Genomic DNA, 15164 nt, shown 5'->3' on the forward strand with positions numbered 1-15164 from the left:
TGTTAAGCTGAAAAATGAGAAGAGTCATCCTAAATGAAGTGCGGGGCACGGAATGCTAGATCCTTCACTACACTGCGTTCCGTTCAGGATGACACTAATCACTAACCACTAACCACTAACCACTGACAACTAACCACTGACAACTGACCACTAACAACTAACCACTAACAACTAACCACTGACAACTAATCATCGTGGCTATTTATTCCAATCTTCCGATTTTTAAAACGACTTACTCGCTTATGCTTTTGTGCGCACGGGCTGTTCCGAATATGCCCAAAAATTTTCGTTATTCACTGGGCGAAAATTTGCAAAAGAAAGTGATGGAAATTTTGCTCTTCGTTTATAAAGCAAACAAGACGCAAAACAAAATGGAATTTTTGCAAAAAATGGCAGAAGAAATCGTCGAAGTCAAAGTGTACATTCGTTTGCTCACCGATTTGCGCGCCATCTCCGAAGGCAAGTACGCTGAAATGATAGACCTTGCGCAATCGATTTCGAAGCAAATCGCCGCCTGGGAAAAATACGTGAAGCAGCAGGGCAGTAAAATGGTGGAAAAATGAAAAATTCTATATTAAGTCTATGATTATTTATTCAGAACCGTTTGATAAAAAAATTCTCTTTGAAATGCAATCGCATTACTTTGGCGATATGGTAAAAGGAGTTGTTGATGTTGAGCAAAGAAAAATCGCATTAGATGCAGAAATGCATAGCGATTTAGAAACTTTACTATTGGAAAATGGTTCTAAACAACAAAATCTTTGGGGATTTAACCTTTATCCAGAAATGGAAGGTGATGATTTTTTAGAATTCGACTCGTTGATCAATATTCGACCTAATCAAGGTAATCGCAGCCGTTCGGTTGAAAATGAAGAAATTCAGAAAGTCATTAAAGAGATTATTGATTCATTATGCAAATAAATTATCAACATAAAGAATTGGCGGCGGGGCGTTGGGCGCAGATGACTTTGGCGAATCAAATGCTCAATATCGGAAGTGAAATTTCTAGAGCAAATCGCTGGAAAAATAAAGGCAATCAGGAACAATGCGAAAAAGCTGTTTTTCGAGCTTTGGAATTGATTGATTTGACAATTGAGGCGCAGCGGGGACATCACAGCTTAAAAGAATTTACGAGAATGCGAGAAACGATTTGTGATTATTATTTAGGCGAAAATGAATATCATTCCAATGGGGCGCGCATTCAAAAAGATTTTGATATTTTCTATTACAGTAAATAATTTTCACGCTTATGCAAGGAGTGCGAGAGTGCTTTAGGTTAAGGCTTAAGGCAGAGAGCAAAAACGATTGCAATTTAGCAGGGAACCGTAACGATTCTGACTTGACCAAATAAAAAATCAAATTTAAATTCGAAAAAAATGATGGAGGAAAAATGCCGAAGATTAAAGTTCAAGATACAGAGATTACAGTCATTCAAAACAATGAAAGCGACTATATCTGTTTGACAGATATGGTGAAAAATATTGAAAATGGATTGGCTTTAATTGAAAAATGGTTGCGCAACAAAAATACGGTTGAATTCCTTGGAATTTGGGAAGAAATGTATAATTCAAATTTTAATTCCCCCGAATTCGAGGGAATTAAAAATGAAGCAGGCTTAAATCGGTTTATACTTTCTGTAAAACAGTGGATTGATAAAACCAATGCGATTGGAATTATTGCAAAAGCAGGTCGTTACGGCGGCACTTACGCACACAAAGATATCGCTTTTGAGTTTGCGTCTTGGGTTTCGCCTCAGTTCAAATTGTATTTATTGCGAGAATTCCAGCGTTTAAAAGAAGAAGAGCAAAAGCAAATCGGCTGGTCCGCAAAGCGCGAACTTTCCAAAATCAATTATCACATTCATACCGATGCGATTAAGCGAAATTTAATTCCGCAAATGTTAACGCCAAAACAAGCGAACATTATTTATGCAACATTATTTATGCAAATGAAGCTGATGTCTTGAATATGGCGATGTTCGGCCTCACCGCAAAAGATTGGCGCGAAGCGAATCCGAATTTAAAAGGAAACATCCGCGATTACGCAACGATTAACGAATTGATTTGCCTTTCGAATATGGAAAATTTGAACTCGGTTTTTATTGAGCAAGGTTTGCCGCAAAGCGAGCGTTTAATGAAATTGAACCAAATCGCAATTCAGCAAATGAGCGTTTTAGAAAATGTGGGCGAGAAAAAATTTTGAAGTGAAAATAAGCGAGAGTGCTTTCGGTTACGGCGCTTTCAGCTGAATTAGATGCGAATACGCTTCGTTTGGCGGAATCGAATGGGTGGAAAGACGCTGCATAATTTCGTCAATTTGCGGGACGAGCGTAGAGTCACCGGTGCGGTGCAGAACGCGCAGCGTTTTTGGAGTAAAACCTCTGATAATGTCTTTGTACGCAGGATTCATCGCATCGTTAATGAGCATTTCGAGTGCGATTTCCGTTTGCATAGTGTTCAATTCAAAGTTGCGGTAAATGGTGCGGATGTGCCGCGGAATGGTTGTGTCCGGACTTGTCGAAAAGGGAAGCATGACTTTTGCCGCTTCCGCATAATTATGAGTCGGGCCATTGGCAAGGCGCAGCGCTAAATAAATTGCTAACCGCCAATCGTTCGGGTAAACGCGGTTCGCGCGCCGCATTACAATAAAATCAGTTGTATCGGGTTCATCATTGCTCGTAATGGTTCCGACGACATTATAAGGCGTGTAAAATAGAGAATCTAATTCGGTTGCGAGATTTCCGACATGAGAAAGCCACGCGTAGGTGTTTCCGTAGAGATAACTTTCTCCGAGGTCGATGACTCCGCCGATCCAAAAAAGACCGGCAGCGGTTACATTATGTCCCATCGCAATCGCTTTTGCATAATTGGCTTTGGGCAAAAATTCTTCTTTCTGCGGAAGCTTGGGCAGCGGCTTCGCAAAGTGAAACGCGACGGCGACGAGCGCGACAGCAAGAAGAATTGAGAGAATGTAACCGATGCGATTTTTCATTAGCGCAAAGAGTCAGCGAGAGATTCCAAAGCGTCCACGCAGGCAATTGCGTAGTCGGCTTCTTTCCCAGTGCGCTGCCAAGCGAAATTGAGTCCGCTCGAACTATTGAGCACATGGAATTTACGCGTGCCACCGCCGTTTGCAATCGCTTGCAAAACGGTTTTGGCGTCACCGCCTTGGCCGCCCGGCACACCAGGAATCGAAACTCCCGGAATGAGGAACGGAATTTCATGTTTTTTGTTGACGAAGAATGCGGTAATTTTTTCGAGTTCTTCGGGGTGAGTGGCTCCGACGACTGCACCCAAATTGCCGTTATCCCATTCGATGAGTTTTTGGGCAACTTTGAAAAATGCAGTGCTGCCTTTCACCGGCAAATCTTGAAAGTCCGCAGCGCCTTTATTGCTTGTGCGCAGAAGGGCGTAAACGCCGCTTTCCGAAGGGTGAGTGAGGAAGGGAACGACAGAATCTTTTCCCATCCACGGGCTCACGGTAATCGCATCTGCTCCGTAAACATTAAAAGCGGCATCTGCGTAAGCTTCGCTCGTTTTGCCGATATCGCCGCGCTTTGCATCGAGAATCACAGGGATTCCTTCGCTTCGATAAACGGAAATTAAATCGCGGAGAACCGCCATACATTCGATGCTAATGCGTTCGTAATAAGCGCTGTTCGGTTTCACGACAGCGGGTTTTACGCCGCGTTTGACGCATTCTTCCAAAATATCCATGTAGAAAAATTTGATTTTTTCTTCATCGGAATTTGCGCCGGAATGTCTGCGTTCAACGGGCATCAGCGAAATCTTCGGATCCATGCCGAGGCAAATCGGGTTGCCGCATTTGGCGATGCGTTCTTCAAGACGGTTTGAAAACATTAGTCCAAATCCTTTTGAATTTTTGCCATTTCATACGAAAGAATTCCGTGGGCGACCGAAACATTCAAAGATTCAAGATCGCTGGACATCGGAATTTTTACGGTTTCATCGGAAATGTCAATCAAATGCTGATCGGTTCCTGCGCCTTCGTTGCCGACGAGGAATGCGACTTTGCGCAATTTGTTCGGCTTGATTTCGGCGAGGCTTTGCTTTCCGTGCAAATCGGTTGCGATAATCGTGTAACCTTCGCGATGGAGATCGTTGATGGCGTCGATTAAATTCACATCTTTGATAAACGGAACGCGCAAGAATGTGCCCGAAGAGCCGCGGACGACTTTCGGATTAAACGGATTTACGGAACCTTTGCCGATGATAATTCCCGAAGAATTAAATCCGAGACTGGTGCGGAAAATGGCGCCGAGATTCCCCGGATCTTGAACAGCATCGACGAGAGTCAAAATGCTGTGCGATGCTTTGAAATCGGGCTTTAAACTAGCGGCGCGGCAAATGGCGATGACACCTTGCGTTGTCACGGTGGACGAAAGACGCTTCAGTTGATCTTCGCTTACGACGTTAATGTGAACGCCTGCTGCGCTCACTTTTTCTTTTGTCTGCACCAAACCGGGAAGCACTTCGAAAAATTCTTCGCCGTTTTCATTTGTTTTCGCAGTTCCCGCAAAGAGAACTTCTTGCACCAAGTCCAAGTGCTTTGCCAAAATTTCTTCGACGACGCGGACGCCTTCGGCGATAAATTTGCCTTCGCGTTCGCGACCTTTTTCTGTCGTCAGTGCGAGCAAACGGCGGAACCAAGGCGGATTGGCCGAAGCGGTTTCCGGAGCGATTTCTGCGGAATCGGCGAATTGCAAAACGGCATCTTCGTCGCGGATAATATCGTCGTCTTCAACGGATTTCGTTTCGACTTTCTGACGGAAAATCGGACGGTTTTCTTCGAAGTCGGGACGGTCATCAAAACGATGTCCGCGGCGTGCATCGCGGTTGAACGGACGTCTGCCATTGCGGTCGAAAGGACGCTTTCTATCGCGGTCAAAACGACGGTCGCGATCGCCGAAACGGCGTTCGCCAAAGCTGCGTTCGGAATTGCGTTCGCGATTTTCACCTTCAGCGCCTTCGCGGTTGAACGGTTTGCGTTCGCCATCGCGGCTAAAGCGTTCACGGCTGAATGGGCGTCTTTCATCGCGGTCAAAACGACGATTGCGATCACCGAAACGACGTTCCCCAAAAGGTTTGCGTTCACGGGAACGTTCGTATTCGCGGCGTTCGCTGCGGGTTTCTTGTGCATCGGGATCCGGAGTTTCTGGGCGACGGCCAAAACCGTGATCCGCGGGATTATCGCTTACGCCGAATTTACCTTCAAAGGTCTGCCGGACAATACGCTTGGGAGAATTGTTGTTTTCTTCTGTCATAGTTCTTCTAATAGTTTGTTTGCGATGGACGTGCCGTCAATGCCAAGCATACGATACAGGTCCGGAATTTTTCCGTGTTCAACGAACGCATCGGGGAGTCCGAATCGAATCAACCGATGATTTTCCAAATTCAAGTCCGAGAGCAGTTCCGCAATTTCGGAACCGAATCCTCCGACGATTGAATTGTCTTCCAAGGTGACGATTGTTTTGTGCGTATTGAACAGGTTGCGGTAGCCTTCCTTGTCGAGCGGTTTTACAAATTTGACGTCCACCAAAGTGGGACTAAAACCGTGTTCGGCAAGAATCTTCGCCGTCTTTTCGAGTTCGTGCAGCATAAAGCCAACACCCAAAAGAAGGATGTCTTTGCCTTGCTGTTTGATTTCAAATTTTGAGAAAGGAACAGGTTTTACTTCGTCGCGGATTTCGGAAGAAAGCGCCGAGCTGCGGGGGAAGCGAATGGCGACAGGTCCTTCCATATCGATGGCGGCAGTAACCATATCGCGAAGTTCATTTTCGTCCGAGGGCGCGAGAATTGTCATTCCCGGAATCGAACGCAGATAAGTTAAATCCAATGCGCCGTGGTGAGTAGGACCGTCGGCTCCGACAAGTCCTGCGCGGTCTAAGACGAATACGACGTGCAATTTTTGGAGAGCGACATCGTGAATCATCTGATCGTATGCGCGTTGTAAGAACGAAGAATAAATGGCAACGACCGGAACGAGTCCGCCGCAAGCAAGACCCGCAGCAAATGTCACCGCATGTTCTTCGGCAATGCCCACATCGATGACGCGGTCGGGCAATTCTTTTTGCACAATATCAAGACCGCAGCCCGAAGGCATGGCACCGGTAATGCCCACAATTTTTTCATTCTTCTTCGCGAGTTCCAAAAGCGTTTTGCCAAAGATGCTCGTGAGAGATGGAATAGGGCTCTTGGGCGAAAGCGGTTCGCCGCTCTTCGGATCAAAGGGAACGGATGCGTGCCAACGGCTCGGATTTGATTCGGCAAGTTTCATACCGCGGCCTTTTTCCGTCATCACATGGATGAGGCACGGGCCGGGAATGGATTTTACTCGTTCAAGAATGGAAACGAGTTCGTTCATATCGTGTCCATCGATAGGACCGAAATAGCGAATGCCCAAATCTTCGAAGAATTGACCCGGCTTGAGCGCACTCTTGACCGCTTTCTCTGTCATCTGGAAAAGATTCCGGAAATGGCGTCCGATGATGCCTGGGATTTTTTCCATCACGCGGTCAATGTCCGAACGCAATTTGTTGTACATCGGATCCGAGATGACGCGGTTCAAATATTTCGGAAAACCGCCGACATTCGGAGCGATGCTCATCTTGTTATCGTTCAAGATGATTGTCATATTTTGTTGCGTGATGCCCGCATTATTGAGCGCTTCAAAAGCCATTCCGCCGGTCATCGAACCGTCGCCGATAATGGCTACCACATTATTGTGCTTGTGCAATTTATCGCGGGCGACTGCAAAGCCGAGCGCTGCCGAAATCGAAGTCGAAGCGTGCCCGACGCCAAAAGCATCGTAAGGACTTTCGGAACGTTTTGGAAATCCCGAAATGCCGCCTTGTTGACGGAGAGTTTCGAACCGGTCAAAGCGCCCCGTGAGCAATTTGTGTACATAAGCTTGATGCCCGACATCCCAAACGAGAATATCTTCGGGAGCGTTGAACACATAATGCAAAGCGAGGGTGAGCTCTACAACGCCAAGGCTTGACGCCAAGTGCCCGCCGTGATTTGCCACCTGAGTAATAATCTTGTCGCGAATTTGCGAAGCGAGATCATTCAACTCGGGAATGGAGCAGCCTTTGATGTCTTTCGGCGATTTTACGTCTTTTAGTTGCATTACTTCACTCGGGTGATGATAAACGCGGCAATAGCTTTGAGAATCGAAGTATCGCCTTTCAAACCTTCTAATTGCTTCAGAGAATCTTCATAAAGTTCGAGCGCTTTCTTGCGAGAATTTTCAAGCCCGACGAGAGCGGGGTAAGTCGCTTTTCCGCTTGCGACATCGGAACCGGCATCTTTTCCCAAGACTTCGGTCGTCGAAACGATGTCCAAAATATCGTCGACGATTTGGAACGCAAGCCCGATGGATTTTCCGTAGGCTTCAATTTTTTTGATGTCTTCGTTAGACGCATTCGCCAGTTGAGCGCCGATGACCAAAGAAGCTTCAATTAAAGCTGCAGTCTTGTGGTAGTGGATGTAGTCCACGATTTCGAGCGAAACTTGTTTGCCTTCGCAGTCGATATCCGTCATTTCGCCACCGATCATTCCGTAAGTGCCGAGTTTGTGAGCGAGGCTTTCCATCGCTGCCGGATTTCCTGTCTTTGCGATGAGTTCAAATGCCAAAACGCAGAGAGCGTCACCGCTCATCACCGCAGTCGCTTCGCCGAATTGCTTATGCGCAGTCGGTTTCCCGCGGCGGAAGTCATCGTTATCGATGCAAGGAAGGTCGTCGTGAATGAGCGAGAATGTGTGCAAAAATTCAAGTGCACTCGTCGCATACCAAATGCTATCGCCCTTTCCTCCGAAAAGTTCAAAGGCTGCGCAGGCTAGACCTGGGCGTAAACGTTTTCCGCCGGCAAAGACCGAGTAACGCATCGCTTTGTGCAAGTTCTCGGGGCGGTCGGTTTCGGGCGGCAAAAACTCGTCAAATTTTTGTTCAGCGAGTTTCGCAATTTTTGCAAGGTAATCGCGGGCAATATCCGCTTCATTCTGAAGATTTTGCATACGATAAATTTAGAAAATTGTTGAAGCAGAGCTTTACCCTGCTTCGTAAGAATGGAGTGTATGAGAGATTGCGCATTCTCCGTAGAGAAGCGCTCACATTATGGAATTTGAGAAGATTTCGTCGTTTTTCCGTAAATTTTAATATCGTCGAGGCTTAATTCCGAGCCGCCGATGCCGAAGAAATGCAAGCGGGTCACCGTCGATTTGACGCTTTCCCAACCGGTAGAAAGAGTATCGGATTCGGGAGAAAGGAAATCCGCTGGCGTGACTGTAATCGGCGTCCACGACGTGCTAAGAGGAATGTCAGCGGTCCACGCCTTCAAATTATCGGAAGCGGCTTTTTCCCAACGTTCTAAGGAAAGCTTTAATGCGCCCGAACCTTTGGCGTAAAATGTAATGGAATCGAGTTTGCTCATGTCAATTCCTGTCGCAGAAATTTGCGTTCCAAAAATGACGTAACTCTTTCCTGTGGGAATTGCTGGCGTCGAATAGTAACCGCTAAAAACGTGCCCTTTGCGTTCTTCGCTTGAAACGACGCCTTTCCACGCAAAATCTGTCGGGAAATTAATCGTCGCCAAGGAAGAATCGTCGCTGAAATACCAAGCTTTTTTCGCAAATGACGCAGAATCTTCGAAATCTTCAAAGAGTTGCCACACGAGCGAATCGCGGGAAGTGGTATCGGTGACTGTCGTATCTTTTTTTGTCGTGTCAGAAACTGTCGAATCTTTCGGCGGATTGACTTGAGTGGTATCGCGAATCGTATCTTTGACAGTTGAATCTTTTGGAGAAATCGCTGCATGAATCCAAGTGGAAATTTTCGTCGGGATGACGGTGAGTGCCGTGTCCGCGAGAATGGAACTTAGCGATTTGTCAAGCGCATACAATTTCAATTCTCCCGCAGGAATTCCTTCTAGGGTAAAATTCCCGAGCGAATCGATTTGTGCGAGAATATCTAAGCCGTAAATGCCGACCCATTGCGCCGATTTTCCGCTTAAATTTCCCGAAATACTTCCCGGTTTTTCCAAATGAATTTGTCCTAAATCGAGGGATTCTTCGGCAAGGGAAATTTCTTTCGAATAAATTTCTCCGTCAACCGAAATCGTGAGCCGATAAACTCCCTTTTCCATTTCGGGAATTTCGAGTGCGCCCGCAGAATCCGCTGCGAAATCCGCATGGAAAACGGCTCCGGTCGTATCGTCCGAGACAAAGTCGGCTTTGCGTAATGCGGCAACTGCAGAATGCGCAAGGCTTCCGTTTTCGGTGTAAATGACCGCGTAAATTCCGTTCGTCGTTTCGCTGCCCGGACCGCCGGCTTGTTTTGAACCGTTATCGCATCCGAATGCGAAAAGAAGAAGCGCTAAAGACCACCACCACTTTTTCATTTTTCCATCCCCTTTGAATTTAAAAGTGCGATGGGGAACAGTTGAACATTCAACTGGTAAACCGCATCGTCGCCTGTTCCTTCGCTCGAAATGCGGAGCAGTTCACGGCGAAATTCGCGGATGCGTTCCCGTACCAAATCAATTGAGTTGCGGTTAAATGTCATCGTCGCTGTGCTGATGTCGCGGAGCGGCGGTTTATGCCGAGACAAAGATTGCCCGGCGAGAGCGATTGTATCTTCTTGAAAACGGCGCACGGCTTCGGAGCGCCAGTTGCCTCCCGTTCCGACGAAAGTTTCGGTAACAGTCCAAAAACCATCGTCGTCTAAGCGAATCATTTTGAGCGACTTCAAAAGTTTGACCGATTCTTTGGCTTCGCGGACAGAAATCGCAGGCGTGCACGAGTCGGCGAGTCGTTCATAGCTTTCTTCATCGTCTTGGAATTTTCCGATGCCGAGCAGAGAACGGATTGCGTTCGAATACCAATGTCTGTAAAATTCGAGTTCTTTGGCGTCTAAGCGTTTAATGGAAACGCCTTTGATCGAAAGCATTTTCTCGTAATGATCAAGCGCTTCTTTATCGCTTTTGGCGCGTCCAAATAAGACGAGTTCTGTCCAGTAGGCGGTTTCTTTTTCATCGAGCCCGAAGAATTTAGCGAGCGGCTGAACATATTTGATGGAAAGTTGAATTTTTCCTTGAGTGACCCGCAGCAAATTTCCCGGATCACCGCCGATTTTTGTCGCCATATACCGCCAAGAAACAGCATAGCGTTCCTTCTTATAGTGGTCGAAGGCATCTCGCAGCCAAGCGCGGTAATCGGTATAATCAAAAATGGCGTTCATGCTATTAAAATAATGAAAATTTGCCCGAAAAACGAAATGATAGCGCAGGAACTGTTGTAAAAGAGAACAATGAAATCGGGGAAAAATTAAATTTCGCGCCTAAGTGCCGCGCGGACTTTTTCTAAAAAGCGGATGTATTCTTCGCTTTGATAATCGCGGTAAGTCCAATCAAAAGCGTGGAAATGTCCGTCTTGAAAATACAGAGTCGGTTCGACGTAAATGCCCTCGCGAATGTAAACGCGCTGACGTTGATCTTTCGTCGTTGCTAAGAAGAATTGCCCGAGAGTCATGTAGCCGGGATCGAGATTCACCGGACGCAGACCTTCTGTGCCAAATTCTTTTGCAAATTCCAGTTCAATTTCGTTGGTTTTGAGTTTAATGTCTACAATGCTTTCGCGAAGAATGAGAGTCTTGTAAGTCACAAAAGCGCGGACAGGTTCGCTTCCAATTTCTTCTTTATAATAATTCGTGAAGCGGAACGGAAACGGTTCGAGCACAAGATCTTCTTCGCCGTAAAGTGCGCGGAGTCGCGGGCGAATTTGTTCTACGAGGGCGGCGTCCTTTGCCAAAAATCCCATCACAAGTTTTGCCGGTAACGGCTGATGTGTCATTCCCATATTCCAAAAAATAGATTTTATATTTGGGCTATGCAGCAATATCTAGATTTACTTCGCGATATCATGGAAAATGGAGTCGATCGTTCGGACAGAACGGGGACGGGAACGCGCTCGGTGTTTGGAAGGCAAAATCGCTACGATCTTTCGCAGGGCTTTCCGTGCTTAACGACGAAAAAATTGCATTTGCGGAGCATTATTCACGAATTGCTTTGGTTTTTAAAGGGCGATACGAATATCCGCTATCTGCACGAAAATAAAGTCACCATTTGGGATGAATGGGCAGACGAAAACGGCGATCTCGGACCGGTTTATGGGCATCAATGGCGCAGCTGGCCGACGCCGAACGGCGGGCATATCGATCAAATTCAAAATGTCCTCGATAGCTTAAAAAATAATCCGGATTCCCGCAGACATTTAGTGTGCGCTTGGAATGTCGCCGAAGTCGATCAGATGGCGCTTCCGCCTTGTCATTGCCTTTTTCAATTTTATGTCGGCGGAGTCGGCAAAATGGGAAAACGCAAACTCAGCTGTCAATTGTATCAGCGGAGTGCGGATATGTTCTTAGGCGTGCCGTTTAACATCGCATCTTATGCGCTTCTCACGATGATGATGGCGCAGGTTTTGGATTATGAACCGGGCGAATTTGTGCACACCTTTGGCGATTTGCATCTTTACCTCAACCATTTTGAACAAGCGAAAACGCAACTTGCGCGCGAACCGCGTCCGCTGCCGACGATGCGGATAAATCCCGATGTCAAAAATCTTTTTGATTTTCGCTTTGAAGATTTTTCCTTAGAAAATTACGACCCGTGGCCGACGATTAAAGCGCCCATTGCGGTTTAGCGAGTTCTTATGATTATTTCTGCAATTGTTGCGGTTTCCGAAAATCAAGTCATCGGCAAAGAGGGACATTTGCCGTGGCATTTATCGCAAGATTTGAAACGTTTTAAGGCAATTACATCGGGGCATTCCATTGTTCTCGGGCGGAAAAATTACGAAGACATCGGACGTCCGCTGCCGAATCGCACCAATTATGTGCTCTCGCGGAATGGAAATTTCCAAGCTCCCGGCTGCATTGTTTGCCACAGTTTAGAAGCTGCTATCGCCACCGCCGAAAAAAACGGCGAATCGGAATTATTCATCATCGGCGGAGCGTATGTTTACGCCGAAGCGATGCCGCTTGTGCAAAAACTTTACCTCACCCGCGTTCATGCGACGATCGATGGCGATGTCAAAATGCCGTCTCTCGGAGAAAATTGGGAATTAGAATCCGAGGAATTTTGCACAAAATCCGAAAAAGACGATTTTGATTGCACTTTCCAAGTGCTAAAACGGACTACGATGCATTAGAACGCACAAAGTCAATCGCTTCTTCTAATTTGCGGAAACGGTGCATTTCAATTTTTGCGGATTTGGAAATTTTTGACGAAGCCGGCAGTAAAATGTGCTCAAATCCCAAGCGTTCTGCTTCTTTGACGCGCAAATCGGTTTGGCTGACGGAGCGAATTTCTCCCGAAAGGCCGAGTTCTCCGATGACAAGAGTTTTCTGCGGAAGTGTAATTCCCAAATGATTGCAGACAATCGCTAAAGCGAGCGCTAAATCGGTTCCGGTATCTGCGATTTTAAGCCCGCCCGCAATACTTGCAAAAACGTCCGAATTTCCGATGGGAATTCCGCCGAATTTATCGAGCAAAGCGAGAATAATCGTCAAACGCTTCGGGTCAATTCCCGCGGCGACGCGTTGAGCGACCGCATAATTGGTCTGATTTACCAAAGCTTGCGTTTCGAAAAGCATTGCCCGCGAACCTTCGATGGTGCAGCTCACGACGCTGCCCGGCGCATTGATATTCGTCGCATCCAAGAAAATTTTACTCGGATTCGTCACGCTTACAAGTCCGCCCGAAGTCATTTCGAAAACGCCGATTTCATCGGTTGCGCCAAAACGATTTTTAATCGTTCGCAAAATGCGGTATTGATTGTTGCGGTCGCCTTCAAAATAGGCGACGGTATCGACCATGTGTTCCAAAATGCGCGGACCCGCGATTTGCCCATCTTTCGTCACGTGTCCGATGAGAATGGTAATGCAGCCGGTATTTTTGGCAAAAACCATCAGCGAAAGAGTGCTTTCGCGCAGCTGCGAAACGCTGCCCGGAGTCCCCGGCAATTCGGCGTTGTAAATCGTTTGAATGGAATCGATGACCATAATTTCGGGCTGAATCGCTTTGGCTTTTTCGAGAATGCGGTCGAGATTCGTTTCGCACAGAAGCATCAGTTCGCTTCCCGAAACGCCTAAACGTTCGCTGCGGAGTTTCACTTGGACGGCGCTTTCTTCGCCGCTGACATACAGCGCTTTTACGCCGGCGCTTGCCATCGTCGCCAAAGTTTGCAAGACGAGAGTAGATTTGCCGATGCCCGGATCGCCGCCGATGAGAACGAGAGAACCGGGCGCAAAGCCTCCGCCGAGAGTGCGGTCAAATTCCGAACTCGCAGAACTTAAACGCTTCGTCGCTGTCGTTTCGATTTCAGATAATTTTCGCGGAATTCCAGAACTGCCGTCGCGGTCCAAAGAACTGTGCCCGAGTCCGCGCCGCGTCGCTTTATTTTCGACTGCGCGTTCGACTAAGGTGCTCCAAGCTCCGCAATTCGGGCATTTCCCTGCCCATTTTGGGGTGACTTCGCCGCATTCTGTGCACACAAATTCCGTTTCATTTTTCATGGTTAATTCCGTTTTTTGCTTTAAAATAAAAAACTGTCACTTTGAAAAGTGACAGTTTTTGTCGAAATTGAAAAAGAGATTTTTCGATTATTCGATGCCCGCAGCTTGGTCTGCAGATTTGCGGCGTTTCTTCTTCTTTTTCGGTTGATCTGCCGAAGGAGATTTTTCAACGGTGACGCTAGCAGCCTTTTCGCCGAGCTTTGTAAAACCGTATTGACGCGGTTCAATGCCGTCCGGGAATTTCGTCTTGGCATCGTAAATGACGCGCTTTGCGGTGAACTTTTCGATGTGAGCGTTCGAAAGATCGGCGCCGCTAAAGTCCACATTTTCCATCTTGGTGTCTGCATCGAACTTGGCGTTCTGCATATTGGCATTGAGGAAAGTAACGTTCGAAAGCTTTGCACCGGAGAAGTTCACGCCGGTCAAGTTTGCAAGGTCAAAGCTTGTGCGGTCAATGGTCGAGTTCGAGAAGTTTGCCTTGGTGAGGTCAGCGTTATCGAAGATGTCCTTGAACACGTATGTGCCATCGAAGACGGTCTTCTGCATGATTGCGCCGCGGAAGATGCACTTGCTCGCTTCGCCATCAAAGAACGAAGCCTTGTTCATCTTGGTCTTTTCGAAAGTGCTCTTGGTGACGACGCCCTTGTCGAAAATCACCGCCGAAAGGTCTTGATCGTTGAAGTTCATGTTCTTCATGTTGGACTGTGCGAACGAAGCCTTCTGAAGTTGAGCCTTCGAAAGATCGACATCGTTAAAGTCCGTGAGCGAAAGGTCTGCGCTCTGCATGTTCACATTGATGAACTTCGTTCCGCCGAAGTCCGCTTTCGAAAGACCGGCTTTCGTAAAGTTTACATCCTTGAGTTCAACGCCACCGAAGTCTGCGTTAATCAAGTTACAAGCGGTAAAGTCTGTCTTGACGATGGTTGCACCGCTCAAATCAGCAGCCCCCATCAAAGAACGGGAGAAGTTTGTGTTGGTAAGATTTGCATCGCTGAAGCTAGCCTGCGTCAAGTCCACATCGATGACCGAAGCGTTCTTGAGGTTGGCGTCGCTAAAGTCCGCTTTGTCCGAGACCTTCATCGCGTCCAAGCGAGCGCTTTCCAAGTTTGCCTTCGGGAAGCGGGAATCGAGAAGAGTCGCACGGTAAAGGTTTGCTTCTTTAAGAGATGCGCCTTTGAAGTCTGCACCGCGGAGGTCTGCGCCCGAGATAATTGCCTTGTCCAAGTTGGCTTCGCGGAAATCCGGATCGTTCATCACGGAGTTCTGGAAGCGGACTTCCTGGAGCTTTGCGCCGCGGAAAGAAACGGGAGAGTGCGTGGCGTTCGAACCGGTAAAGTCGGTTGTATTCTTAATCGCTTTCGCGTTTTCAAAGTTGAAACCATCGATATTCTTGCTGCGGAAAGAAACATTGATGTCTTTATTGCTCCAATCTGTCTGCTGAGCAAATGCGCCAGCGGTCATCGAGGCGAGCAAAAGAACACCAAACTTGGAAGTCAAATTGAGGTGCATGTTCATTCTGTATCCCTTTTGAAGAGTCTAGTCAAAATTTTGATAGACCTAAAATAAATTAAAAA

15 protein-coding genes and 1 pseudogene are annotated in these 15164 nt (G+C 47.1%); 6 read left to right on the plus strand and 10 right to left on the minus strand.

Annotation, left to right across the window (positions count from 1 at the left end):
• Positions 1-194 precede the first annotated feature (194 nt).
• From B0H50_RS10655 to B0H50_RS10670, 4 genes and pseudogenes are all read left to right on the plus strand, one after another.
• Positions 195-563, plus strand: coding sequence for a four helix bundle protein (locus B0H50_RS10655; protein ID WP_158275914.1), 369 nt, complete (start codon positions 195-197; stop codon positions 561-563).
• 19 nt (positions 564-582) lie between these two features.
• Positions 583-921, plus strand: a complete 339-nt coding sequence (locus B0H50_RS10660) for a DUF5674 family protein (RefSeq protein WP_106199887.1) — start codon at positions 583-585, stop codon at positions 919-921.
• A complete protein-coding gene (locus tag B0H50_RS10665) occupies positions 912-1238 on the plus strand; it encodes a hypothetical protein (RefSeq protein ID WP_199191906.1) in 327 nt (108 codons plus the stop codon). The genes B0H50_RS10660 and B0H50_RS10665 overlap by 10 nt, the downstream gene beginning before the upstream one ends.
• Positions 1239-1390: 152 nt before the next feature.
• Positions 1391-2202, plus strand: a pseudogene (locus B0H50_RS10670) (KilA-N domain-containing protein).
• 27 nt (positions 2203-2229) lie between these two features.
• Here the strand turns inward: B0H50_RS10670 and B0H50_RS10675 are convergent.
• From B0H50_RS10675 to B0H50_RS10710, 8 genes are all read right to left on the minus strand, one after another.
• The gene (locus B0H50_RS10675; RefSeq protein ID WP_106199889.1) at positions 2230-2991 is read right to left on the minus strand and encodes a hypothetical protein; all 762 of its coding nucleotides are present in this window, start codon (positions 2989-2991) and stop codon (positions 2230-2232) included.
• Complete coding sequence (pyrF, locus tag B0H50_RS10680) at positions 2991-3860, minus strand: orotidine-5'-phosphate decarboxylase (protein WP_106199891.1); 870 nt, start codon at positions 3858-3860, stop codon at positions 2991-2993. Before pyrF ends, B0H50_RS10675 begins: the two co-directional genes overlap by 1 nt.
• On the minus strand, positions 3860-5284 hold the full coding sequence (locus B0H50_RS10685) for a TrmH family RNA methyltransferase (protein WP_106199893.1): 1425 nt from the start codon (positions 5282-5284) through the stop codon (positions 3860-3862). Before B0H50_RS10685 ends, pyrF begins: the two co-directional genes overlap by 1 nt.
• Positions 5281-7149: a 1-deoxy-D-xylulose-5-phosphate synthase gene (gene dxs / locus B0H50_RS10690; protein WP_109587720.1), complete on the minus strand. Its 1869-nt coding sequence runs from the start codon at positions 7147-7149 to the stop codon at positions 5281-5283. The genes B0H50_RS10685 and dxs overlap by 4 nt, the downstream gene beginning before the upstream one ends.
• Complete coding sequence (locus tag B0H50_RS10695) at positions 7149-8036, minus strand: polyprenyl synthetase family protein (RefSeq protein WP_106199897.1); 888 nt, start codon at positions 8034-8036, stop codon at positions 7149-7151. Before B0H50_RS10695 ends, dxs begins: the two co-directional genes overlap by 1 nt.
• A gap of 98 nt (positions 8037-8134) precedes the next feature.
• A complete protein-coding gene (locus tag B0H50_RS10700) occupies positions 8135-9418 on the minus strand; it encodes a carbohydrate binding domain-containing protein (protein ID WP_109587721.1) in 1284 nt (427 codons plus the stop codon).
• The gene (locus tag B0H50_RS10705; protein ID WP_106199901.1) at positions 9415-10257 is read right to left on the minus strand and encodes a TIGR02147 family protein; all 843 of its coding nucleotides are present in this window, start codon (positions 10255-10257) and stop codon (positions 9415-9417) included. The genes B0H50_RS10700 and B0H50_RS10705 overlap by 4 nt, the downstream gene beginning before the upstream one ends.
• Positions 10258-10343: 86 nt before the next feature.
• Positions 10344-10868, minus strand: a complete 525-nt coding sequence (locus B0H50_RS10710) for a DUF4416 family protein (protein ID WP_233244770.1) — start codon at positions 10866-10868, stop codon at positions 10344-10346.
• 36 nt (positions 10869-10904) lie between these two features.
• On the opposite strand from B0H50_RS10710, the gene B0H50_RS10715 reads away from it, so the two are divergent.
• Both B0H50_RS10715 and B0H50_RS10720 read left to right on the plus strand, forming a co-directional pair.
• Positions 10905-11717, plus strand: a complete 813-nt coding sequence (locus B0H50_RS10715) for a thymidylate synthase (RefSeq protein ID WP_106199905.1) — start codon at positions 10905-10907, stop codon at positions 11715-11717.
• A gap of 9 nt (positions 11718-11726) precedes the next feature.
• The gene (locus tag B0H50_RS10720) at positions 11727-12224 is read left to right on the plus strand and encodes a dihydrofolate reductase (RefSeq protein ID WP_106199907.1); all 498 of its coding nucleotides are present in this window, start codon (positions 11727-11729) and stop codon (positions 12222-12224) included.
• On the opposite strand, the gene radA is transcribed toward B0H50_RS10720, so the two are convergent.
• On the minus strand, positions 12211-13590 hold the full coding sequence (gene radA, locus B0H50_RS10725) for a DNA repair protein RadA (protein WP_106199909.1): 1380 nt from the start codon (positions 13588-13590) through the stop codon (positions 12211-12213). The genes B0H50_RS10720 and radA overlap by 14 nt on opposite strands.
• A gap of 87 nt (positions 13591-13677) precedes the next feature.
• Positions 13678-15105: a pentapeptide repeat-containing protein gene (locus tag B0H50_RS10730; RefSeq protein ID WP_233244771.1), complete on the minus strand. Its 1428-nt coding sequence runs from the start codon at positions 15103-15105 to the stop codon at positions 13678-13680.
• Positions 15106-15164: the final 59 nt, after the last annotated feature.

Origin of the sequence: Hallerella porci, from assembly GCF_003148885.1 — a bacterium.
Taxonomy (GTDB): Bacteria; Fibrobacterota; Fibrobacteria; order Fibrobacterales; family Fibrobacteraceae; genus Hallerella; species Hallerella porci.